This is a genomic window from Vibrio sp. AK197 (genome assembly GCF_053903115.1).
In genome coordinates, this window is record NZ_CP096429.1 from 1,333,653 (window position 1) to 1,355,940 (window position 22,288).

General features: G+C 46.5%; 15 protein-coding genes. 7 read left to right on the forward strand and 8 right to left on the reverse strand.

Annotation, left to right across the window (positions count from 1 at the left end; all coding sequences use genetic code 11):
• Nucleotides 1–254 precede the first annotated feature (254 nt).
• Nucleotides 255–1,253, forward strand: coding sequence for a family 43 glycosylhydrolase (locus M1D72_RS06115; protein WP_456294925.1), 999 nt, complete (start codon nucleotides 255–257; stop codon nucleotides 1,251–1,253).
• 38 nt (nucleotides 1,254–1,291) lie between these two features.
• Here M1D72_RS06115 and M1D72_RS06120 read toward each other — a convergent pair whose 3' ends face one another.
• Both M1D72_RS06120 and M1D72_RS06125 read right to left on the reverse strand, forming a co-directional pair.
• Entirely contained in the window at nucleotides 1,292–1,849 is a 558-nt protein-coding gene (locus M1D72_RS06120) for a DUF3750 domain-containing protein (protein WP_456294926.1), read from the reverse strand.
• Nucleotides 1,850–1,912: 63 nt separating this feature from the next.
• Complete coding sequence (locus M1D72_RS06125; protein ID WP_456294927.1) at nucleotides 1,913–2,788, reverse strand: LysR family transcriptional regulator; 876 nt, start codon at nucleotides 2,786–2,788, stop codon at nucleotides 1,913–1,915.
• Between the two features lie 136 nt (nucleotides 2,789–2,924).
• Between M1D72_RS06125 and M1D72_RS06130 the strand changes: the two genes are divergently transcribed.
• Entirely contained in the window at nucleotides 2,925–3,422 is a 498-nt protein-coding gene (locus tag M1D72_RS06130) for a phenolic acid decarboxylase (protein WP_390192015.1), read from the forward strand.
• A 94-nt stretch (nucleotides 3,423–3,516) separates the two neighbouring features.
• Here the strand turns inward: M1D72_RS06130 and M1D72_RS06135 are convergent, their stop codons facing one another.
• Nucleotides 3,517–4,284 (reverse strand): NAD(P)-binding domain-containing protein, encoded by a 768-nt coding sequence (locus M1D72_RS06135; protein WP_456294928.1) that lies wholly within the window; start codon nucleotides 4,282–4,284, stop codon nucleotides 3,517–3,519.
• Nucleotides 4,285–4,454: 170 nt separating this feature from the next.
• A complete protein-coding gene (locus tag M1D72_RS06140; protein WP_456294929.1) occupies nucleotides 4,455–5,507 on the reverse strand; it encodes a polysaccharide deacetylase family protein in 1,053 nt (350 codons plus the stop codon).
• 423 nt (nucleotides 5,508–5,930) lie between these two features.
• Here M1D72_RS06140 and M1D72_RS06145 point away from each other — a divergent pair, with 423 nt between their 5' ends.
• Together M1D72_RS06145 and M1D72_RS06150 are read left to right on the forward strand one after the other, a co-directional pair.
• Nucleotides 5,931–8,807, forward strand: coding sequence for an FAD-binding and (Fe-S)-binding domain-containing protein (locus tag M1D72_RS06145; protein WP_456294930.1), 2,877 nt, complete (start codon nucleotides 5,931–5,933; stop codon nucleotides 8,805–8,807).
• Between the two features lie 116 nt (nucleotides 8,808–8,923).
• Nucleotides 8,924–9,547 carry an esterase/lipase family protein gene (locus tag M1D72_RS06150; protein ID WP_456294931.1) on the forward strand — a complete coding sequence of 208 codons (624 nt, stop codon included), beginning with the start codon at nucleotides 8,924–8,926 and terminating at the stop codon, nucleotides 9,545–9,547.
• Here the strand turns inward: M1D72_RS06150 and M1D72_RS06155 are convergent.
• From M1D72_RS06155 to M1D72_RS06165, 3 genes are all read right to left on the reverse strand, one after another.
• On the reverse strand, nucleotides 9,544–12,420 hold the full coding sequence (locus M1D72_RS06155; protein WP_456294932.1) for an alkaline phosphatase family protein: 2,877 nt from the start codon (nucleotides 12,418–12,420) through the stop codon (nucleotides 9,544–9,546). The two genes, M1D72_RS06150 and M1D72_RS06155, sit on opposite strands and share 4 nt — an antisense overlap.
• 131 nt (nucleotides 12,421–12,551) lie before the next feature.
• The gene (locus M1D72_RS06160) at nucleotides 12,552–14,180 is read right to left on the reverse strand and encodes a methyl-accepting chemotaxis protein (protein ID WP_390192027.1); all 1,629 of its coding nucleotides are present in this window, start codon (nucleotides 14,178–14,180) and stop codon (nucleotides 12,552–12,554) included.
• 432 nt (nucleotides 14,181–14,612) lie between these two features.
• On the reverse strand, nucleotides 14,613–16,502 hold the full coding sequence (locus M1D72_RS06165) for a methyl-accepting chemotaxis protein (RefSeq protein WP_456294933.1): 1,890 nt from the start codon (nucleotides 16,500–16,502) through the stop codon (nucleotides 14,613–14,615).
• A 280-nt stretch (nucleotides 16,503–16,782) separates the two neighbouring features.
• On the opposite strand from M1D72_RS06165, the gene M1D72_RS06170 reads away from it, so the two are divergent.
• Nucleotides 16,783–17,700 carry a dienelactone hydrolase family protein gene (locus tag M1D72_RS06170; RefSeq protein WP_456294934.1) on the forward strand — a complete coding sequence of 306 codons (918 nt, stop codon included), beginning with the start codon at nucleotides 16,783–16,785 and terminating at the stop codon, nucleotides 17,698–17,700.
• 2 nt (nucleotides 17,701–17,702) lie between these two features.
• Here the strand turns inward: M1D72_RS06170 and M1D72_RS06175 are convergent, their stop codons facing one another.
• The gene (locus tag M1D72_RS06175; RefSeq protein WP_390192035.1) at nucleotides 17,703–18,620 is read right to left on the reverse strand and encodes a LysR substrate-binding domain-containing protein; all 918 of its coding nucleotides are present in this window, start codon (nucleotides 18,618–18,620) and stop codon (nucleotides 17,703–17,705) included.
• Between the two features lie 111 nt (nucleotides 18,621–18,731).
• Between M1D72_RS06175 and M1D72_RS06180 the strand changes: the two genes are divergently transcribed.
• Both M1D72_RS06180 and M1D72_RS06185 read left to right on the forward strand, forming a co-directional pair.
• Nucleotides 18,732–20,726 carry a CocE/NonD family hydrolase gene (locus M1D72_RS06180; RefSeq protein ID WP_456294935.1) on the forward strand — a complete coding sequence of 665 codons (1,995 nt, stop codon included), beginning with the start codon at nucleotides 18,732–18,734 and terminating at the stop codon, nucleotides 20,724–20,726.
• A gap of 20 nt (nucleotides 20,727–20,746) precedes the next feature.
• A complete protein-coding gene (locus M1D72_RS06185) occupies nucleotides 20,747–22,285 on the forward strand; it encodes a BCCT family transporter (protein WP_456294936.1) in 1,539 nt (512 codons plus the stop codon).
• Nucleotides 22,286–22,288 lie beyond the last annotated feature (3 nt).

Below are 22,288 nucleotides of genomic sequence, written 5' to 3' on the forward strand. Positions count from 1 at the left end.
AAACAAAAGTGCCCTTTAAAGACAGAATAACGCACTAGTAATTGTTGAAATAACATTTGTTTATTTTATGTTTATTCGATAATCATCACACCGTCCTTTTGTATCTATGTGACTCGTCCTCAAAACGAGACATTGATAATCCTGTCATCGTTTGTGCTTAATTTATCGAGTTCGCTCCGAGTAAATCGTCATCATGTTTTCTATATTCGTTGCTTTGTAAGGCTTTGCAATCCAATAAAATCATAAGGTTAAGAATGACAACAAGACGACACGCATCACTCGCGCTGCTATTTGGTTTGGGACTAATGACATTCACCGCTTCTGCTGCGCAAGTTGAAGCGCACGACCCTGTCATGGCTCGGGAAGACGGAACCTATTACGTATTCAGCACCGGGCCTGGCATTACCATGTACTCATCAACAGACAAAGAACATTGGCATTACGCTGACCGAATTTTCAGCAGCGAACCAAAATGGGTTCGCTCTGTCGCTCCTGAATTTGACGGTCATATCTGGGCGCCTGATATCTATCAAAAAGACGGGAAGTTCTACCTTTACTACTCCGTCTCTGCATTCGGAAAAAATACGTCAGCAATTGGTGTCACGACCAATGAGACGTTAAATCCCGAAGCCTCGAATTATCACTGGCAAGACCAAGGGATTGTGATTCAATCGCACCCTGATAAAGACAATTGGAATGCAATCGATCCGGCGATTATTGAAGACGAGAAAGGTCAGCCTTGGATGAGTTTTGGCTCTTTCTGGGGCGGGTTGAAACTGGTTAAGTTGAATGATGATCTCGTAAGTCTTGCAGAACCTGTCCAATGGTATGACCTAGCTACACGCCCTAGTGTCACCTACAACCCGATTGAAGCACCTTATATCTTCAAAAAAGGCGATTATTATTATCTTTTCGCATCATTTGATTTTTGCTGTCAAGGCACCAACAGCACATATAAGTTGATGGTCGGGCGCAGTGAAACGTTGCAAGGCCCCTATTACGATAAAAACGGCAAGTCGATGCTTGAAGGGGGCGGCTCACTAGTTCTAGAAGGCGATCAAGACTGGGCAGGATTGGGGCACAATGCCGTCTATAGCTTTGATGGTGAAGATTACATGGTATTCCATGCGTATGAAACAGCAGATAATGGCACCCAAAAACTGCGTATTTTGCATGTCGATTGGCAAGATGGTTGGCCCGTTGTTAACCCCAACGACCTCAATACCAATACCACGGAGTTAATGCAAGATTGACGAAAAAATGAAGGCGGCACATGATGCCGCCTTCATGGTTAATCAGCGTAGCCACTCCCAATCGCACGAAATGGCATGTCTAAACCAAGCTCTGGCACTTGTTGCCCGACCCAAGCAGGGAATGTATTACTGTTGGGCCCGGGGAACAGTGTATATTCGTTCGCCCATGGGTACTCTTCAATTACACTCTGAACCTTCGGTATCAAGTTGGCCGCTTTGTCGCCTTGAATCGAGAGTACTTTTTCTGGTTTCGCACCATACCAGTAGCGATCAGGGGTTGGCGTAGTGTAATGATGAAGTGCGGGTTGGCCGCGGTCCACTCGCCAGCCGACGACTTCATAAACCGTGTATTCATCGGCATTTTCGGGTTTGATAGCGAGCCAAGTATGCACTGCAAACCATCCACGCCAACTGAATGCATCCGCGGCATAAAACTCAATCACAGCTTGCTTATCGACACTGGGATCAGGCGCAATACCGGCCGGTTCCCTGCTTGCATTTCGCCAATCACTTTGAGTACAGCCACTCAGTAGCACACCTAACCCAATCACCAATCCTTGGAGCAATCGGCGTGTCGATGCGAGTTTCTTTGTCATTCTAGTACTCCTAAATCGATGAATCATTCCACTTTATCAAAAAGCCGAATTAATTTTAAACCCTTATACTTCAGGAAATTGTAAAGCATCCGCTAAAGCCTGAACGCAGATATCGTAGCGAACCTGTTCACTTTTAATTAAGTAGAGTGATGTTGCCCGAGTAAAGCGGGGTTCTCGACTAATGACTTTCAACGTGCCGTCAGCAAGATGAGATTCAATTTCACTTTGTGGCAACCAGCCGCAACCTAAATTGTTCACCACTGCATCGATCGCTGACGGCAAAGAGGTAAAAAACCATGATTCTTGATACTGACGCTGGTTTGCCGTTTGTTGATGGTAGCGATCCACCACTTGGATCATTGGAAAACGTTTCAGCTGACTCTCTCGAAGCGCCTCTGACACCTCAAAAATAGGATGCTGATGGTGCGCTACCAGCATAAATGTCACTTCAGCAACCGGAATTCGCTCGCCCTCCCGCTGATCTTTTAGGCTGATGACATACACATCATCTTCATTCTGGCTCAGTAAAATATGCCCTTCATCACGCACCGTTTCTTTTAAGTGAATATGCGTATTGGGGTGTTCCTGATTAAAGCGCTTCAACGCCTCAAATAGACGTGACTTCGAAAACAAGCTATCGACGACTAAGTTAATCACAGCCCGCTCCCCTTTTTGCAATGACATCGCTTTTGATTCGAGGTCTTGCCACCCATCAAGTAGCAAGCAGGCTTGGTCGAGTAATTGCTTACCTGCGAGGGTAAGTACCAGTTTACGGCCTTGTAACTCGAGCACCTCGATCCCTAGCCGTTGCTGGAGCTGATTTAATTGATAACTGATTGCAGGCTGGCTGCGAAACGATTTCTTGGCTGCTTTGGCAATGCTGCCTTCTTCAATCACCGTGCGCAGCAATTGCCACTGTTCAAGCGTTGTCGATAACATCCCGCCTCCAATAACATTAAATATTTTTATATTTAACATCAAAAATAGCGACTTTTATATAAAAAATATCGAGGTAAAGTAAATACAGTTCGAAAACAAACGCAGACGAAAAACTGACAAGAATAAGGGGTCCACTATGTTTGATAAAACTGATTTGAGCGGGATTGTTGGCAAACACCTAGTCTACACATACGACAATGGCTGGAATTATGAAATCTACGTCAAAAATGACCATACGATGGATTATCGTATCCACAGCGGGATTGTCGGTAACCGCTGGGTAAAACATCAAGACATGTTTTTAGTTCGCGTGGCCAGCGATGTGTATAAAATTTCTTGGACAGAGCCAACCGGTACCGATGTGAGCTTAATCATTAACTTAGCGGATAAGGTGTTCCACGGCACCATTTTCTTCCCACGCTGGATAATCAACAACCCAGAAAAAACGGTATGTTTCCAAAATGACTTTATTCCTCAAATGCAAGCTTATCGCGATGCGGGCCCAGCGTACCCAACAGAAGTGATTGATGAATTTGCCACCATTACCTTTGTACGAGATTGTGGCCAAAATAACGAAGAGGTCATCAACTGCCCAGCCAGTGAATTGCCCAAAGATTTTCCCGAGAATCTTTAACCTTTCGGCATCAACACCAGCTTTTAAGCTAACAATTGCCCTTTCCACAGTAAAAAAGGCGAGTCAGAGACTCGCCTTTTCGTCATTTGAACCGCTATTTTTGTGCTTTGAGCTGGCTTAAAATACGCTCACTGGCCTGCTTCCACGCCTCAAACGCTCCCGATTGTTCAAGCATTATCCTCCCTTGGTCAGTATACGTTCCCGAGGTCGCGATGGACTCACCAAGCGATTTCAACGAATGCGGCGCATTTTGCGTAGCGTAGGCGGCGCAATCACGCAGATTACCGACAACCAGAGCACGTGCGTGCTCAGGCTTTAAGCCGTTGCTCTCAAGCCACTGCTGCATTTCATTGGCGAGGAAATAATACCAACCATTCATACACATACTAACAGTAGCCAATTCAAACTCTGCCTCGGTTTGCAAAGAAACCAACTCGCCTAGCGGCGCAAACAGTGCTTCCACATCGTCATTTCTTGGCGCCACCACCACGGTTGTACTGTTGTGCTCTGCGGCATAGGTCAACATCGCTCGAATGCACTGCGAGTGGGAAAACAGAGTCTGAATTTTAGAGATCGGCATACCGGCAACTAACGATACCAACGTTTGCTCAGGCTGCAAGGTGACTTCCGACGCGAGCGTCGCCACCGACTCTGGGCGCACACCAATGATCACCACATCCGATTTATCCACGACCGCTTGGTTGTCTGGCATGATTTCACAAGGATACTGGCTCGCAAGGCTTTGAGCTTTAACAAAGTTTCTTGGCGATAGATAAATACGTGCCATCGGATTGTGATTAAAAATACCGATAATGATTTTTTCAGTGAGCTCTCCAACAGCCAATATGCCAATTCTTCTCATTCCATTCTCGCTTTGTTGTTGGCGGGATCAAACACCTTTTTGCCCGCTTGTTATTTATTAAGACCTTAACAAACTGCCTGCACGCTGTCATATTTCGCCGTGGAATCACTTACCAATAAAAAAGCCACCGATCGGTGGCTGAAAACATTCCGTCAACGAAGGAAAACCGATTAACCCGTTGGTGTTGGTTTATTACCTTCAAGTGCCTCAGGCACTACAATCCATTGCTGAGATAGCCAGTAATATGGCATCCCTTGACGGTGCGGCGCCGTGCAATTTAAACGATGCCGTCCTTGGGTAAGCGGCTTAGGCGGTGTTGCTGAGAACTGAGTTTGTGCTGAGTTCCAAACCACATCAATTGCCTGACCATTAAGAAAACATTGTAAATGAGGGTAATAAACACGCTTAGAAGGCAACACTTTGACCAATAAGTCTGGTTGCGTATTTTGCGTTAAAGGATCTGGCAATTGCTGGTAATCAACGGGGAGCGGAGAGGCCGTAATTTTGAGTTTAAGCGCTTTTGGCGTTGCGTAATGCCCAGCGGCATTAAACCGAGGTAGTGCTTGCCAATCACTGGTAGTACCTATCGAGCCAGATTGCTGACCAAAAGCAATATACCCTTGCTCATCAAGCCACTGTTTTAAGGTGTTATTATATTCTCCATAAGGGTAAGCAAACAGCGTCGACGTCTGACCAATTTTGTTTTCAATTCGTTGCTGAGCTTGAGAAATATTATCTTGCGCCCGTGTTAGCCAAGGTACTTCACCCAACGCACCACGCACCAAATGCGCGTGATCGCGGGTATGATTCGCAATGGTCGCACCATTTTGTGCCATCTCTTTTAGTTGCGACCAGGTGCAATAACTTGGGTAATGATGATCGATCGGGTCAGTCGTCACAAAGACAGTAAACGGCATACCGCGTTTTTTAAGCTCGGGATAGGCATTGTTACATACGGAAGAAAAGCCATCATCAAACGTCAGAGCCAGGCTTTTTTGGGCTAACGGTTTTCCTGCGCGGATATTCGCAACCGCCTGTTCTAGATTGACGATTTGATAGCCCTTCTCGACAAAATCATCAAGCTGAGCGGTAAAATCAGCCACCGTGGTCGAGGTGGAAAATGGCGTGTCATCCGCCACATGGTGATAAAGAAGCACATTGAGTGATTCGGCAGCCGCGCTACCACTGATTAACGATACGATCAATCCAATGTATTTTGGCACCCTGCTCTCCCACTGCAAATTCAATTAAATGCCCCAACTCACTCATAGCAAGTTTAAGATGCGTTCTCAGTCAAAGCATAAATTCTAAGTGCATAAAAAATGGCGACAATCAACAAGGCATAAAAAAGCCAATCTGATTCCAACATCAAAAAACAAACGCTGAGCGAACATGCTCTCTTCTTAGGCTTTTCGACAAATGGCCGACGACCACCTGTTATTCACACACTGGTTCGATAAATTTTGCCGCTTACACGATTGACTGACCACTGTTAGCGTAAAAGCGAGCACTATTCTTGATCTCTTGAGCTAAGCATGGAGACACATCACAAGTTCGTGAGCTTGACCTTCACTCTTTTGTCGATGTGCTAAGACTAATATTAAGTGAAACCAAATACCTAGCTGCCGTACGCCAACATCCTGATAATGGCGACGGACGATAAGGAAACCACAATGTCGCATCATGAAGCCCCCCGTCCTTACCAACAGCTTCACCAACAATTACTCAGTGTCATCGCTCCCTCTCGCATCATTACCAACCCTGATTTATGCCTTGCTTACGGGACCGACGCCAGTTTTTATCGTTTGATCCCTAAAATGGTCGTACGGCTAAAAAACATTCAGGAAGTCATATTTTGCTTGAAATCATGCCACCAACTTAACGTCGCGGTTACCTTTCGCGCGGCAGGAACCAGTTTGTCAGGGCAAGCAATCTCCGACTCGGTTCTTATAACGCTCACTGACGATTGGCGAGAACACCGTGTTCTGGAACAAGGCCGTAAAATACGCTTACAGCCGGGTGTCATCGGTGCTGATGCCAATCGCTATTTAGCGCCTTATCAGCGGAAAATAGGCCCAGATCCGGCTTCGATCAACAGTTGCAAGATTGGCGGAATTGCTGCCAATAATGCTAGCGGCATGTGTTGTGGGACGGCACATAACACGTATAAGACCGTAGAGAGCATGAAAATCGTATTCAGTGATGGCAGTTTACTGGATACTGGAGATAGCGAGAGTATTCTCGACTTCAAGCAGCAACATCCACACTTTATCGAGCAACTTGAAACGCTTTGTGATGAGACCTTGGACGATCCAGAGCTGTGCCAGCGTATTTTTCATAAATATCGCCTTAAAAATACCACAGGCTACGCGCTGAACGCCTTAGTTGACTACCAAACCCCAATTGAAGTGATCGAGCATTTGATGGTCGGCTCTGAGGGCACGCTCGGGTTTATTGCAGAGATCACCTATAACACTATCGAAGACTGTCCGCACAAAGCGACGAGCCTGATGGTATTTAACGATATTGAAACCGCGAGCCAAGCCGTGACCGCGCTCGCTTCGACCCCGATTTCTGCGGTTGAATTAATGGACGGTCGATCACTGCGTTCGATTGCCCATCAACCGAATATGCCAGAGTTTATCGCCTCACTGGATATCGATGCCTGCGCTTTACTTATCGATGTGCAAGGTAGCAATTGTGATGAACTCACTCAACACTGTGACAAGGTAACCAAAGCATTACAGGCCTTTGAACTTAAAGCCTCAGTGCCCTTTACCCAAGATGCTGACGTCATTCAACATTTATGGAATATTCGCAAAGGCTTATTCCCAGCGGTCGGCGCAGTGCGAGACACAGGCACCACGGTGATCATCGAAGATGTCGCTTTTCCGGTCGACAAACTGGCGCAAGGCACGCGCGAGCTTCAGCAACTGCTCACTCAACATGGCTACGATGAGGCAATCATTTTTGGTCATGCATTGGATGGAAACTTGCATTTTGTGTTTACGCAGAGTTTTGCCTTGGCGTCTGAAGTCGAGCGCTACAATGCATTTATGACAGACCTAAGCCAATTAGTCGCCGTCAAATACCAAGGGTCGCTTAAAGCCGAGCATGGTACTGGGCGCAATATGGCACCTTATGTCGAGCTGGAGTGGGGGCCTCAAGGTTACGCCTTGATGCAAAAAATCAAAACGCTGTTCGATCCCAAGGGGATTCTTAACCCTGGAGTATTGATAAACGCCGACCCAACGTGTCACCTAAAACACTTAAAACCCATTCCCCCCGCCAACCCGCTGATAGATGCCTGCATTGAATGCGGTTTTTGTGAACCCGTGTGTCCCTCGCGGACACTCAGCTTGTCGCCTCGTCAGCGTATTGTTCTGCACCGCGAGCGCCAGCATCGTGTGCACATGCAACAAAGCGTTCAAGATCTCGATGCACTGTTTCAATATCAAGGTATCGATACTTGCGCAGCAACTGGATTATGTGCCGAGCGCTGCCCAGTAAACATCAATACCGGTGATTTAATCAAACAACTGCGTGCTCAAACTGCGCCGAAAAATGGCGTAATTGCGCGTTGGAGCGCCAAACATTTCTCAGCGGTTACTCGGTTGGCGAAGATAGGCTTGAGTACGCAGTATCAAATCAACAAATGGGGCTCCGATCAAACGCTGTACAAGTGGAGCTTAGCGCTTCGTAAACGTACTCAGGACCAAACCCCTATCTGGTTCGCTGACTTACCGAAGGGCAATCACTTTGCTCTGGTCAGTGAACCTGAAACCCCTGCCAATTCCACTCATCGGAAAGTGGTGTATATGCCCTCGTGCAGCAGCCGTGTGATGGGAAATCATCGCCAGCAAAAAGACACGCGATCGTTAACCGAAGTCACCCTCTCTGTACTAAAAAAAGCGGGGTTCGATGTGATTATTCCACGCGATGTTGACCAACTTTGTTGCGGCATGCCCTTTGATAGTAAAGGCAAGCAGGACTTAGCCAGCGACAAAGCCCAGCAGTTACAAAAAGCGTTGTGGCAAGCGAGTCGCCAAGGTGAATATCCGGTGCTGATCGACACCAGTCCATGTGTGAAACACAGCCTCGAACAGTTTTCTAAATCGATGAAAATTTATGAGCCGACCCAATTTACGTGTGAGTACTTACTCCCTCTTTTGGACATTGAGCCAATTGAAGAAACCGTGATGCTACATGTGACTTGTAGCAGCCAGAAGATGGGGTTAGAAACCAGCATGCTTGCACTGGCAAAACGCTGTGCTCAAGAGGTGATTATTCCCGAGCATATCACCTGTTGTGGCTGGGCAGGCGATAAAGGATTGATAACACCAGAACTGAATGCCGCGGCGCTTTCACCGCTTAAACACCAAATCCCAAAGCAAGTCACTCGCGGATTTAGCAACAGTTTAACCTGCGAACTGGGCCTTTCGCATCATAGCGGTATTTGTTATCAATCGATTCTTTATTTAGTGGATGAAGCAACAAAAACAAAAGTAACAACAAGCCCCTAAATACGCACGAAATACGCTAAGTCGCTCTTTTGGCTCTAAAGTTAATCGCGGCTTCGTTTGGCGCGCCTGACGATTTTTGGTTATAGTTATCTTCTTTTTGAGATGAGCGTAAGCAAATGAATATCATCATTGTGCATGGGCTGTATATGCATGGCGTGGTTATGAGGCCCTTGAGTCAAAGGCTGCGCAAAATGGGCTACCAAACTCAGGTTATTAGCTACAATACCGTCGCCATCAACAGCCAACGTGTATTTAACGCCATTGATACTGCACTTAGTGACCATCAACCCAATATTTTAGTGGGTCACAGCTTAGGCGGCTTAATGATTAAGCACTACTTAGCCGCTCGTCGCCCGTCAAGCGAGACGATTTCTCATGTGGTCGCGATCGGTTCTCCACTGACAGGCTCATCCATCGCCGAACAGCTGAAGAAAATTGGCCTTGGTGTCATTTTGGGAAATTCACCACAATTTGGTCTTAACTACCATCAAGACCAGTGGCAGCATCCGCAAAAACTCGGCAGTATCGCTGGCACGCTGCCGATTGGTTTGCGCCCACTACTGCTTGGTCGTGGCTTGATATCAGATGGTACCGTCACCGTTAAAGAAACCCAAATCGAAGGGATGACCGATCATATTAAAACTCGCAATACCCATACCAGCCTTATCTATCGTCATGATGTCGCAGACCAGATCGATCATTTTATTCGCCACGATCACTTTAATCACCAAAATCATTAGTGGGTTTTAATATCCAGTCGATTGAGTAATGATGGGTACCCCCATCCATCTTGACCCACTTGAACAGGATTTCCAGTAAGATATTCGTATAACGTCGGTGCTAAGGAACCGTTTTCTTCAATCAACAAAGGATCGGCACCGCGTCCAACTTGCGCGCCCCAAAAACCAAGAAATGCGTCTTTCTCAAGGTAACTTTCACCCGCGTGTCTTCCCGGTACCTTCGTGTTATAACCAATACCTTGACGAGGAAATAAGTTAACCGTGCCTGCTCGAGGCTCTTCATACAATGCCGCTAATTGTGCAATAGCATCAGGACGCAGGCTCAAGCGACTCACTTCCCGCCACTCGGCAGCGTTGCACCACGTATCGCTATCTTTCACCTCATCCGGATGTAAACAATGATGGCGTAGCGCTCGCCATTCAGAGCGCTGTGATAACGTAGGCGCTTGGCGGTAAGGGTTTAAGGTTTCAATCCCCAGTAGCGACGCCTCAGTCGAATAGGGCTGATAGAAATAGCGGTCGCCTTGGCGCTCAATCCATTCATCAACCCGCTGTCCATTCCGAGTTGCGACTAATCGAATTCGGCACTGCTTGGCACTACATTCACCATCGCGAACCACCAAATAGTCGAGCGTATCTTTGAGTTGATTTAGGGTGTAATCAATAATATTCAACCCTTTGCCCTGACTATGATATGGTTCCCAATTGACCAACTCTTGATAGTTTGGCTGGGCTTGCCAGCCCGCTTTGGCGTTAAAGAAATCGAGCATAAAGTTCCCGCCAGCGGTAGAGGCAACAACCACATCCACCTCTTTATTACTTGGATAATTCAACGCATTCGTCAGCTTTGGACCTTCCCCTTCGTCTGAGGAGATCTTTTTCACCACCAGCGGATAATCGAGTGTGTCTTGCAAGGAGTCAAACACCACCTTCTCAGGATTTAAGGTGTAATAAACGGGGGCCAAGCCATGATCACCCGCCATGCCCCATAAGGTTTGCCCGTAAACACCAGCACTGTGATAAGCGGACTCTAGCTGGCGAATCCAAAAATCGAGTCGATTCAACTCGCCACTGGGCATGATAATTTCATCACTGAACGGACCAACAAAGTGGGCAAAATGATCCGGCCACGGGTTGTATACGAGTAGATAATCCGGCATGCCTTGATGTTCAAGCGCCGCATAGCGCTCAAGGTTATCTTCGATTTTCCATTGTTGGGTATAACGTGTCACGATCGCCCAAAATGGCAGTTGCTGATAGCCTTCAATTTGGCGAATCAGCGCAGCACGCATTTCAGTGAGCCGAGTCTCGACTCGCGCTCGCCAGTTTAATTCTTTGACACAACGCTTTTCACCAAAGTCGCGCAGGCTTTCACCTGCGCCGAGGTTGACCAAACTGTCAAAGCTCACATGCGCGTTCCAATCATATTGCGCATTACAGTTCATGGTATTGAGGTAGTTGAGGCGGTCAAACATGGTCTTTGCACCATGTTCATTCATCAACCGGTCCAGTTGCAACGCATCATTGCCGTAGAAGTAATAGGCTCGATCTTGCTTTCGATCGACAAAGTGAAAATTAGGAATACCGGTACCGCCCTGCCCGGATACCTTCGCTCCCGTTTTTATAATCGGTAAGTTACGTACGCTAATGGTGGGCGTGGATGATATGCCCACCTCTGCAATCGACGGTCGATGCTCAGCGTACAAACGTTTGAAAAACGGCAAGTAATACGGGTCGCGATATGGCTGCTGAGCAAGAATTTGAGCAAAACGCATACTTGGCTGATGCTCTGGCGTTTGATAACTCGTACTTGGCGTGAGTTGCTGGCGCTGCTGATAACGCTGATATACCTGGCCAATAAACCGAGAATTGGGGGTGACGAGCCCTTCAACGAGGCCTTGTTGAAGTCCATCTACGGTAATTTGCACTGCTAAACGGCGATGCTGACGAGCGCGTAAAAAATCGATAACCGCCTGGGGTTGCGTTTGGATGTGTTCATCCAGCCAGTTTGCCACCTTCTGCTGACGCTCATCTTGATAAACAAACTGACGATAGGCTTTGAGCACATTTAAACGTACAAAATCGATGAGTGTAATGGTGATCGCCTCAGCACGATTGTTGACCTTGTCCATTTGTGATTCATCATTGTCGGCAATAATGCCTTGCAGCGCATGTTTCATCTCTCCCGCTTCCATTCCCTGTGAGAGCTGTTGAAGTACTCCGACAACAATCGGTTGAATTTTTTTAATCAGCGCTTGGTCTTGTGGTGAGTGTGATAAGTATTGATAACGATCAGGCAGCGTGTTTTGCTGTTGCCAGTCTCCAATCTCAACCAGTGCATCGTAAATCGTGACCATCGCTGCATAAAATTCTTGGTTCAGTTCAATGCCCGGCTGGTGGCCTTGATCTTTATGATCGGCTTGATGAGGTGGCGTCTGCTCACCTTCTTGAAGTTGAAACAGAGAGTGCTGAAAAGGGATGACGGCCTGCTTATCATAAACCGATAACACATAACGTTTGAATTCATCCTCATCGCTAACGCCTGTGTATCGCTCATAATATTGATACAAGAAGTACCCTAAAGGAATGGCATAATCAGGATTGGAAAGTTGCGTAATGACGCGTTTTTTCGTCGCTGAGTCTAAGGGTAAAGTAAGGATAAATGCATCCAGAGTCATGCCGCCAATCGTAAATAGCGTCATATCCCTTGCAAATCGCGTAGAGTAAGTTAAACCCGAAACAATCTGATTTTTAAGTACTTCACTGGCATTAAATACGCCGCCAACAACTGGCGTCGTGTCTATTTTTGCCGCTGCAGAAATTGGCAACACCAGCAAAGGCAACGTCAGCCAATGACGAGTAAACTTATTCATGAGTATCTGCCTGAAACCTATCAACAATCCATAAACTTAATTTTACACATAAAAAAGCCCACATCGTGTGGGCTTTGTGAAATTGTAACGGGCATCCAAGTTCTTTGGTCAGCACAATTTGTGTTAAAGCATTAGACTTGGAAAAACGCCAGTTGCGCCTTTTGTTGCTCAGCCAATTTTGAAAGTTCAGCACTTGATGCTGCGCTTTGGCTGATACCCGCGACATTTTGGCTAACCAATTCCGACATATTGACAACGTTGCGGTTGATGTCAGCCGTCACCTGTGACTGCTCTTCCGCAGCAGTCGCAACTTGCGCGTTGGCGTCATTGATACTCATCACTGCCCCCGTAATCCCCTGCAGAGCATCGTTGGCTTGTTGAGTAAGCTGATTATTTTTCGCCAGCATATCCAAACTTTGCTGCATACTCTCGTTAGCGAGGCCAGATTGAGTTTGCAACTGCTCAATAATGGTTTGGATTTCGACTGTCGAGTCTTGCGTTCTCGCAGCCAGCATTCTCACTTCATCAGCGACAACCGCGAATCCTCGCCCTGACTCACCTGCACGCGCCGCTTCGATCGCCGCATTCAAAGCCAGCAAGTTTGTTTGCTCTGATACGCCGCGAATCACTTCCACGACATCATTAATTTGCTCAGATTGATTTTTAAGCTGCATTACGACGTCAGCGGCCTTTGCAAGTGCATTGTTGACTTGCTCGCTCGCCTGATGGCTTTCTTCAAAGATAGATAATCCTGATTGCGCTAACTGATCCGCTTCACGAGCGGTACTATCGGCAATGGAGGCGTTATCGCTAACGTTGTGCGCCGTACTGGCCAACTCGTTAACCGCCGACGCCACTTGCTCAATCTCAGCGCGTTCTTGTTGGGCGTTTTGCTCGGATTGAGTCATCACTGCGGCAAGCTCTGTAGCCGCCGCCGCGACATCTTCACTGATTCGAGTTAAAGACTCCACAGTGGTATGCAATTGTTCAACCGTCGTATTCACATCACGACTAAGCAAACCAATTTCACTGTCACCCGACACTTTCGAGCGTATTGAAAGGTTGCCTCGAGCCACCTCTTTCATGACATTTTGCAGCTGCTTAATCGGTTCAACAATCAGGCCTGATAAAAACCATCCAACCATTAAAGAGATGACCAAAACGGCGAGCACACATAATGTGGCCACTGTTGTCACTTCTTTACTGTGCTCGGTACTGCGTTTGATCGCCTGTTCAACGTTCTCATTCACTTTAAGTGACAAGTTATTGATCGCCGCCACCATGTCATTGCCGGCATTTCGGTAACCAGTAATAAATTGATTACGCTCTGAAGACGAGACCAGACCTTGGTCAGCACGATTAAATAAATCAATGGAACGATGGGAAAAATCGATATACAGATTGATCGTATCGTTCACACGTTTGATCTCATCTTTGAATAAGCCCTTTTCCGCAATCGCTTTAAGGTCTTGTTGCATGTCAGCCATGCCAGAGGTGAGTTGTGTAGCAAACGTATCTCGACGACTCGAATCATATATCGCGTAAACCGCACTGATACGAAGTGGGAAAACTTTGCTCACGACATCAGCAATCGTATCTTTGTAGAAAATAAGTTCACTGGTGTTTTTTGACATCACCTTTTGTTCATCTTCTAAGCTATTTTTCGTCATCCATAAAGATATTAATAAAACCAGAGCGGTAAATAGCACTGGTACTAAGACTTGCGTTCGAATAGACAAGTTTTTTAAAGAGAAGTGCATAGAGGCCTCTACTGTAGTCTTTCTCAATTATTTTTAGTTGGTTTTTATTAGAAAAAATCGATTTTAGTCTAGTCGAGCTATTTATACGAGTCTACATAAAAAGTTCACTGTATTCATAACTTTAGCAATACCTAAAATAGAGAATAATAGAAATGAATTGAAAAATGGCGAATTTGATTAAGGATACGTCGTATTTCGGCCTCTATACGATTAAAACGAATAAATATTAAATAAAAAATATAGATAATATATAAATATAAGTTTTCAAAACTGATCAAATAATAAACAAAACTATCAATTTATCTATTAATAATAATATATTTAATACTCATAAATAATAAGAATAAGATTCCATAACCTAATGTAAATAGGTAAAACGCTCTAAAAAATAATCCCCACACAATGGCGGGGATTATTCGTTAAATCTGACGATTACAGTTTAAATCGAGCGATCTCTTTGCCTAACTCATTGGCCAATCGATGGAGCTCTTGAGCTTGCTGAACTGCGCTCTCAGCATCGTGGGCAAGATGATCACTCACTTCACGCACGGATTCACTGTTGTTGCTGATATCCGACGTAACCAGTGATTGCTCTTCAGCGGCCGAGGCAATTTGCGTCGCCATATCGCTGATTTGTTTGATCGCTTCACTGATACGGTTAAGGCTTTCAGCCGTTTGATTGACATCTTCCACACTGGTTTCAACCAACTGATGGCTTTCCGTCATCACCGTGACTGCGTTTCCTGTTACCGTTTGCAACCCAGAAATCTTGGTCTGAATTTCTTCTGTCGAAGCATGAGTACGTTGTGATAGCACCCGCACTTCATCAGCGACAACGGCAAAGCCACGGCCTTGATCGCCTGCTCGAGCTGCTTCGATCGCAGCATTGAGAGCCAGTAAGTTGGTTTGTTCAGCAATATCACGAATCGTCGACAGGATGGTCGAGATGTCATTAGCGTGGACCTCTAACTCACCAATAATGCTTACCGCGTTACTCAGCTCTTTAGCCAATTGATCAATAGAGCTCTTACTTTGCTGCATTTGCTGGTAGCCTTGAGCTCCCAACTCAACCGACTGATTGGCATTCTTCGCTGTATTTTCTGCATTACCAGCAATTTCCGATGTAGCTGATGCCATCTCGGTGACTGCGGTTGCTACCATGGTGATCTCATCTTGCTGCTGACCAATTCGTTCACTACGCTCTTTGGCGGCGGATGCCGCATCATTAGCACGACCATTCAGTGATACGGTCACTTCTTGAACGTTTTTGACCATCACGTGTAAACGGTCAATGAACTTGTTGAATTTATCGGCGAGCATACCCACTTCATCTTGGCTGCGAACACTAAGACGACGGGTTAAATCCCCATCCCCTTCTGCAATGTCAGCAAGGGCATTTGCAATATTGCCAAGTTCACGTAGTTGACGCGCGACAAACCATGCCGTAAGCAAGGCCATCATTACCAGAATCACCAGCCCTATCGAAGCTTGGGTAATCAAAAGTTGATGAATCGGTTGTTCCAATACCGATTTGTCCATCACCATCACCAGCATCCAGTCAGTATTGTCGATACTTTGCGCCATCAAAACCTTATCTTTACCCTCAATTTCGGTTTCCAACGGTGAAAGGGATTTGGCGGTTTGATTTAAGCGAGTAATAGTGAGATCGGGCGCCATCTCTTCCGTGGTTTTAAGATTTAATTCCTTATTGGGGTGAGCCACAATCGTGCCCTTTTGGTTCACCAAAATCGCGTAGCCTTTACCGGGAACTTTAATCGCTAGGACATCTTTGATCAGTTTATCCAACGCCAAGTTTGAAGCCGCAACCCCAGTAAACTGGCCATCAACAAACACAGGGTCAGCCAGCGTCACGACCAGAGTTTGCATGGTGACACTGACATAAGGGTCAGTGGTAATGGCTTCTCCCGCTGCTTTTGCTTGCTTATACCAACCGCGGACTCGCGGATCGTAACCCGCTTTATTTAACGATGGGTCTTGGCGGTACATCTCTCCCTTTTCGTTACCATAATAACTCAGCCCAAATGAGCCCGACTGAAAAGTTTGTCTTAAATGGGGGACGATATTAAGCTCAGGATCTTGCTCTATTTCTTGTTTTAGTCCTTTGATTGATTGTTGTTTGGTGTACATCCAATCGCCGATGCCTTTTGCATGGGCCATCAATGTATTGCGACTTTCGCTTTCAATCGCAAGCCAGCTCTCTTGCTTAAACGCTTGATACCCGGCAGCGACCAAAATAGCCGCCGTCAGTGCAATCGCGATAACCACAGAGAAAACCATTTTCCTCTTTAAACTCAATTGCATGAATTCACTCCTCACTTTGTCATCGCACGCTAGTACACGTGTCTTCTTCGAGAGTAGTCGAAATTGTGCAAACCAGCGGTAATATTTCTCACTATTGGACACTCATTCACCGTTCTTTAAGTCAAGACGTTAACTCGAGTCCAAAACGGCCACTGGACTGATGTTTTTTTATCCCGAGACAAACTCATTTACATCTTCAAAATCGCGATAAATCGCATTCTCAGCAATTTGAGCTACGGTTTCTAAGGCAGAGTGAAAAATTCAGCACAAGGAGTTGTGAATGCAAGAAAAAACACCTCAAACCCCGGCCACACCAAACTTAAATGATATTCCCCAAGAGGCCTTTGATTGGTACGACGAATATGCCCACGGCTTGATTGACCGCCGAGAGTTTTTGAGCCGCCTGGCAGGGTTAGCCGTCCTCGGATTCAGTGTTACCGCCATATCTTCCGCGTTACTCCCTAACTATGCACAAGCCGAACAAGTCTCTTTTAATGACCCAGACATCAACGCGACCTACCAAAAATTCGCTTCGCCAGATGGGCATGGTGAAGGGCAAGGCTATCTCGTGATGCCAAAAAAAATGACTCAGCCGGCACCTGTTGTCCTAGTCATTCATGAAAATCGTGGGCTTAATCCTTACATCAAAGATGTCGCCCGACGCGTTGCCAAACAAGGATTTATCGCATTTGCCCCCGATGCGTTATACCCGGTTGGTGGCTATCCCGGGAACGATGATCAAGGCCGAGCGATGCAAAAAGACTTAGAGCGAGCCAAAATCGAGGCCGATTTTGTCGCAGCTGCGATGTATTTGAAAAACCACCCAAGTGGTAACGGAAAGTTAGGGGCTGTCGGGTTTTGCTTTGGCGGTTATATCGTCAATATGCTCGCGGCAAAACTACCTGACCAACTCAATGCCGGCGTCCCTTTTTATGGCACACCAGCGGCAGAATCACTGCGTGATAATGTCAAAGGCCCACTGATGCTGCAATTTGCGGGTTTAGATAAGCGAGTCAACAGCACTTGGCCAGATTATGAAGATACGTTAAAAGCCAACAAAGTGAATTATATCGCCTACACCTATCCCGAGGTAAACCACGGTTTTCATAACGATTCAACCGCACGCTACGCTGAAAAAGAAGCTGAACTGGCTTGGCAGCGTACCCTTTCGTTCTTCAAACAGCAGTTGATGAGTTGAACTCAAACGCCGTGAGTAAAACGGCGCTCTGCACCAATCACCCAGTCAACAAATAACTGAGACGCTGGGTGTTGGCTCTGCTCAGAGATAGACAAGAAAAACGCATTTTTATTGAAATCGACAGGCTCAGTAATCGCCACTAACTGGCCGCTTTCCAGTAAGTCTCTCACTTGCCAATCCCAAGCTAAAGCGATCCCTGCATCGTTCACTGCCGCATGAATCACTGACACTTGGTCTTCGACTTGAATGACGTTCTCGGGCGTTTGCAGTTCAACACCATATAATGTCGCCCATGTTTCCCATCCTTCCCAAAATGACAACGGTTCTTTCAATTGTAAAATCGGTAATTGCCATAACTGATTAACATCCGAGCAGTGAGGGTACTTTTTCTCAAAGGCCGGGCTGCACACTAAGACTATCCGTTCAGCAAACATCAAATGGTTATTCTTATTCACTGAATCCATTGAGGAATAAAAGAAAGCCACGTCATAATCACTGTTATCCCCCACATGGCGTTCATTGTTGGTTACTAAATTAAGCAGAATATCAGGATGACGGTTACGAAAATCATCAAGGCGAGGCAACAGCCAAAAGTGGGAAAAACAACTGCCAATCTCGACATTCAAAGGAACAACATCATGGCTATCGTCCATTTTGCTACTGGTCGCTGAGAGCAGTTCAAGCGCCTCAGTCACATAACCTAGGTACTCTTCTCCCTTTGCCGTGAGCGTTACGCCCTGCTTGCTGCGTATAAACAGCTGAGTATTCAAAAATTCTTCCAACTTTTTTATCTGTTTACTCGCCGCTGTCGGGGAAACACACAGTTCATCCGCAGCGCGCGTCAGGTTGCCTAAGCGCGCAGCAGACTCAAAGGTAATCAGACTACTTAAACTGGGAATATTACGATGAACGATGGGCATTGCGCCGCCTTATCATAAACTTTTAGTTCAGAATACCTTAACAAAAAAGCGATTTACCTACAATTTAACCCCTCTATCATAAACTTTATATTCACTATCAATGAGGTTTACATGCATAAAGTGAGAGAAATCCACCATGATTGGCTCACCTTACCCGATGGCACACGTTTAGCTTTTCGCGCTTGGATGCCCGAAGACGCCGGTCAAAATCCCGTTCCTGCCATTTTAGAATTCCTACCCTATCGTAAAAATGACGGTACCGTCATCCGTGATGAAATCACCATGCCACAAACCGCAGCACAGGGTTATGCTTGTGTACGTGTCGACTTGCGCGGCTGTGGCGAATCCGAAGGTTTCATGACCGATGAATATACTGCCCAAGAGCTGCAAGATGCGTGTGATGTCATTGCATGGATCGCTGACCAGCCTTGGTGTGATGGCAATCTGGGTATGGTCGGTATTTCGTGGGGCGGCTTCAACTCACTGCAAGTTGCCGCGTTAAGACCACCAGCACTCAAAGCGATCATTACCCAATGTTCAACCGACGACCGTTACCGCGATGATATCCACTTCACTGGTGGCTGCTTACTCAACGACAATATGGACTGGGCTGCCTTTTTCTGGGCTTATGCTCAGGGTCGAGCGCCCGATCAGAAACTCATTGGTGATGACTGGAAATCCATTTGGCTCGAGCGCTTAGAAAACATGCCGTTTTTAGCCACACCTTGGCTCAGGGAGCAGACGCGTAACGACTACTGGAAACACGGGTCAGTCTGTGAAGACTACTCAAATATCACCGTTCCCGTATACGCTATGGGTGGCTGGGCAGACGGGTATCGTAATACCGTGTTTAGCCTGTTGGAAAATTTGCAGTCACCGCGTAAAGGGTTGGTCGGCCCATGGGCACACAAATACCCCAACATTGCCTTTCCCAACCCCAAGATGGACTACGTAAAAGAGTCTGTCCGTTGGTGGGATCGCTGGTTGAAAGGCATTGAAAATGGCATTGAGAACGAACCAATGCTCAACTATTTCATGCAAGAAGGTGTCGAGCCCGCCACCGATTACGATGCGCGTCCTGGTCAATGGGTTAGCGAGCCAACATGGCCGTCACCTCATACTATCGACCAAACTTGGTACTTTGGTGACCAAGGCTTACTTCGCGATCCACAGAGCACATCAAATAAAGTTGCGATTCGCTCTCCTCAAACCGTTGGGCTTGATGGTGGACGCTGGTGCGCAGGCATTCGCCTTGACATGGAACACCCATCCGATCAGCGCCTAGAAGATGCTGGCTCACTGACATTTGACACTGACGTACTTGAGCACTCTTTGCCAATTGGTGGACAGGTAGTGACCAAACTGCGCTTGGCAAGTGACACGCCACAAGCGAATATCACAGTACGTATTTCCGATGTCCATCCGGATGGTCAAATCACGAAAATTAGCCACGGTATTCTCAACCTCTCTCATCGCAATAGCCACGAGTTCCCTGAGCCTTTAGAACCGGGCAAAGAGTACGATGTTGATGTGTTGATTAACCATATGTCTTACGTTGTGGCGAAAGGGCACAAATTGCGGGTAGCGATTTCAACGGCCTACTGGCCACTGATTTGGCCAAGTGCCGATGATGCAACGCTGACCATCAACCCACAACATTGCCAACTGATACTACCATTAAACCAAACACCGACACCGTCGAACCTAGTGCCAGAATACGATGAGCCTGTCACGTTTAATGGTAAAACGCTGCGTGGTGCGGACAGCAAACGTATAGTCCATCGCGACTATAAAACCGGCTTGGTCACTTTAGAAACGTTGGAAGATTTTGGTCGTCAGTTCTTTGAATCAAGTCAGAGTGACATTGACTTTACCATCCACCAGCAATTCCAAATTCACCCCAATGATCCGTTGAGCGCGAAAAATGACATTCAGCTCAAAGTGGATATGGGACGTGATGGTTGGCGAACAGGTATTGAATGTGAGTATTCAATGCATTGTGATCATGACCATTTTTACATCAACGCTCGTTGGAAGGCTTTACATGACAATGAGGTCATATTTGAAAAGCCATTTAAACAAACCATCAAGCGCAACTTTATGTAATCAGAATCAAGGACGAATTCATGTTTAAATCAATACGCCCTTTGGTGTTTTATCCCACGTTTCTCATCTTACTGGGCGCTTTAGTGCTCAGTTTGGTGGACTTGGAGGCATTTACACAATTTACCGGTGCCGCCAATAGCTTCATTTTGAGCCATTTTTCTTGGCTATTTAGCTTAGGCAGTTTTTATCTACTTATACTGATTGGTTTTACCTACTTCTCAAAAATCGGCAACGTTCGTATCGGCGGCGAAAACAGTACACCGCGTGTCACCAAACCACGCTGGTTTATGATTGTACTGTGTACCACTCTCGCCGTAGGCGTGCTGTTCTGGACAACCGCAGAGCCTATTTATCATCTGCATACGCCACCTGAGAGTCTCGGCATCGAGCCGGGTAGTGCCAACGCGGTACTGTTTGCGTTCTCCGCGATGTTCCTTCACTGGGGACCGACGCCTTACGCGATTTATGCCGTGCCAGCGCTGATTTTTGCACTCGCGTTTTACAACTTGAAACTGCCATTTTCAATCACCAGCCCGCTGCGTCCGCTATTTGGTCGCTTCAGTAATGGCAAAGTCGCTGACGTTATTGATGCATTGGCTCTTTACTCATTGGTGGTGGGCATGGCGTCATCGCTAGGGACAGGCGCGCTGACACTGCTTGGCGGTGCCAGTCAGTTTATCGATATTGAACGCAACGCCGTTACTCTTGGTATTTTCATCGCACTGATTGTTATCACCTTTGTGATTTCAGCAGCCAGTGGATTAAATAAAGGTATCGCGCGCTTATCTAAAGTGAACTTTTGGATGTTGATTGCGTTGTTTGTTTTCACTCTGATCTTTGGCCCAACCATTTATATTTTGGCTGTCGGTGTTGAAGGACTTGGCGCCTATTTGGATAACTTCTTCCGTCTAAGCCTATTTACAGGGCAAGCCGCGAATGACCCATGGCCACAATACTGGAGTGTCTTTTACTGGGCAGTATGGTTTGCGTGGGCACCGATTACTGCGATGTTCCTTGGTAAAATTGCTCGCGGTTACACGGTGAAAGAGTTCATTCAAATCAACGTCATTTATCCAAGTGTGTTTATTCTATTTTGGGTCTCTGTGTTCTCTGGTACCGCTGTATTTATGGACTTAGAGTCCAACGGTGCGCTCAATGAAGTCCTGAATAATGGCGGTATTGAGCAACTGCTATACCACATCATGGGCAACTTGCCACTGAGCGCTGTGACCTCTTTCTTCTTAGTGTTGGTAGCGTTTATCTCGTATGTCACCGCAGCCGATTCAAGTACCGATGCGATTGGCGACCTATGTACCAAAGACTTCACTTCAGAATCAGACGATGGCACGTCATTGCCGATTAAAATTCTGTGGGGTACGACCATAGGTCTGGTGGCCTGGATTATGGTCAGCACCGTGGGTATTGACGGCGTGAAACAGCTATCCAACCTGGGTGGTTTGCCGGCGACGCTGATCGTGCTCGCATGCAGTTGCACACTGGTTTATTGGTTGCGCAATCCAGATCGCCTTATCAATCCTAAATTGCCTACGAAGAAGTAGTGA

What these genes read in the sequence shown, in the direction of transcription:
- M1D72_RS06115 (WP_456294925.1), top strand. Translation starts at nt 255, where the DNA reads ATGACAACAAGACGACACGCATCACTCGCGCTGCTATTTGGTTTGGGA.
- M1D72_RS06120 (WP_456294926.1), bottom strand. Translation starts at nt 1,849, where the DNA reads ATGACAAAGAAACTCGCATCGACACGCCGATTGCTCCAAGGATTGGTG.
- M1D72_RS06125 (WP_456294927.1), bottom strand. Translation starts at nt 2,788, where the DNA reads ATGTTATCGACAACGCTTGAACAGTGGCAATTGCTGCGCACGGTGATT.
- M1D72_RS06130 (WP_390192015.1), top strand. Translation starts at nt 2,925, where the DNA reads ATGTTTGATAAAACTGATTTGAGCGGGATTGTTGGCAAACACCTAGTC.
- M1D72_RS06135 (WP_456294928.1), bottom strand. Translation starts at nt 4,284, where the DNA reads ATGAGAAGAATTGGCATATTGGCTGTTGGAGAGCTCACTGAAAAAATC.
- M1D72_RS06145 (WP_456294930.1), top strand. Translation starts at nt 5,931, where the DNA reads ATGGCGACGGACGATAAGGAAACCACAATGTCGCATCATGAAGCCCCC.
- M1D72_RS06150 (WP_456294931.1), top strand. Translation starts at nt 8,924, where the DNA reads ATGAATATCATCATTGTGCATGGGCTGTATATGCATGGCGTGGTTATG.
- M1D72_RS06155 (WP_456294932.1), bottom strand. Translation starts at nt 12,420, where the DNA reads ATGAATAAGTTTACTCGTCATTGGCTGACGTTGCCTTTGCTGGTGTTG.
- M1D72_RS06160 (WP_390192027.1), bottom strand. Translation starts at nt 14,180, where the DNA reads ATGCACTTCTCTTTAAAAAACTTGTCTATTCGAACGCAAGTCTTAGTA.
- M1D72_RS06165 (WP_456294933.1), bottom strand. Translation starts at nt 16,502, where the DNA reads ATGCAATTGAGTTTAAAGAGGAAAATGGTTTTCTCTGTGGTTATCGCG.
- M1D72_RS06170 (WP_456294934.1), top strand. Translation starts at nt 16,783, where the DNA reads ATGCAAGAAAAAACACCTCAAACCCCGGCCACACCAAACTTAAATGAT.
- M1D72_RS06175 (WP_390192035.1), bottom strand. Translation starts at nt 18,620, where the DNA reads ATGCCCATCGTTCATCGTAATATTCCCAGTTTAAGTAGTCTGATTACC.
- M1D72_RS06180 (WP_456294935.1), top strand. Translation starts at nt 18,732, where the DNA reads ATGCATAAAGTGAGAGAAATCCACCATGATTGGCTCACCTTACCCGAT.
- M1D72_RS06185 (WP_456294936.1), top strand. Translation starts at nt 20,747, where the DNA reads ATGTTTAAATCAATACGCCCTTTGGTGTTTTATCCCACGTTTCTCATC.